This is a genomic window from Sphingomonas sp. 10B4 (assembly GCF_035019905.1).
Classification (GTDB): domain Bacteria; phylum Pseudomonadota; class Alphaproteobacteria; order Sphingomonadales; family Sphingomonadaceae; genus Sphingomonas; species Sphingomonas glacialis.
In genome coordinates this window covers 1-1,123 of the sequence record NZ_JASJVC010000165.1, presented here as the reverse complement: position 1 = coordinate 1,123, position 1,123 = coordinate 1, and the positions used below count along the sequence as shown (strand labels likewise).

2 protein-coding genes are annotated in these 1,123 nt (G+C 59.2%); both read left to right on the top strand.

Annotation, left to right across the window (positions count from 1 at the left end):
* Nucleotides 1-135 precede the first annotated feature (135 nt).
* A complete protein-coding gene (locus QN347_RS19280; RefSeq protein WP_322162169.1) occupies nt 136-558 on the top strand; it encodes a hypothetical protein in 423 nt (140 codons plus the stop codon).
* Nucleotides 555-1,123, top strand: a 569-nt coding sequence (locus QN347_RS19275; RefSeq protein ID WP_323494335.1) for a hypothetical protein, incomplete at its 3' end; no start/stop codon positions are given. The genes QN347_RS19280 and QN347_RS19275, both read left to right, overlap by 4 nt.

Genomic DNA, 1,123 nt, shown 5'->3' with positions numbered 1-1,123 from the left:
CGGTGACCGTCCGCCTCTCATAACATCTTCAAGTAAAAGCGCGGTTATGCTCTCGCGACGTTATGCAACAAAGCCGTCGTCGATTATTATATTCACATCGACTCGAAGGAAGAAGCGCTCGACCTCATCACGCATATGCCCTTCGCCGGTATTGAAATCGACACGGCGGAGATCGCCGAATATGCCGGTCCGGCCATCGAGCAGGCGATCAACCAGATCATCCAGATAACCAAGATGGAGAATATCAACGAGCGCATCAGCGACGTGCGCGAATTGGTGAAGCAGCACCTCGGTGACTTCCTCAAGGTCTACGGAATCATGCTCAACGACCTGAAGGTCCTGATCATGCCGCGAGACGAACGCATGCGCGAACTGATCTCGCTCCAGGCGATTGGCCTAACTCCGATTGAGGCGGTGCGTTATTATCTAGCGCTGCGCATGGCGGACAAGGGGTTGATCTCCGCGCCCAATGCCGCGTGCGGGCTGCCGTTCAATATTGGCGCCGCAGAGACCGGCGTATTGCCGCTCGGCGATGTTACCGCGCCGACGGTCACATGAAGGACTTCTATGATGTCGGGCCGCTGGGGGAGATCGCGATCAATCTATTCCACGGCTACGGCTATAACTTTTATCGCGACGAAAACCAGCTTCGCGCAGACGATCAGAAAGCGCGCACCCTGGTTTGCGAGCTGCTCGGTCGGGCGCGGAAAGCCGTGTCTGGCGCCGAGAGTCTTTTTCGTCGGGAGCGTATCCCGACGCCGACACGCGCCGATCCCTTTCCGCCGCCCGAAATCCTTGCCAGTGCGCGGCAATTGGAAGCGTTGTCCCAGGCGATCGGCGGGATCGAGGGGCAAGTGCGGCACGCGCCTGTCCCGGAAAACGATCGCATGACGCAGCGGTACCGCGAAGAGGCCGCCACGCTGATGGCGCTGGCCGAGAAAGATAAATTGCTGATCGGACAGTCGGCGACACTCTGCGCGCTGGTCGAGGGCAAGATGCCGGACGTAATCCTGGCGGGTCTTGCGGAAATCAACGAAGGCGTCACGGCGATAACCATGATTCATGAGTCTTCGTACCAGGGCTTTGCCGACCCGGCTTTGCGGTTTGACGACCGCGGCGGGCG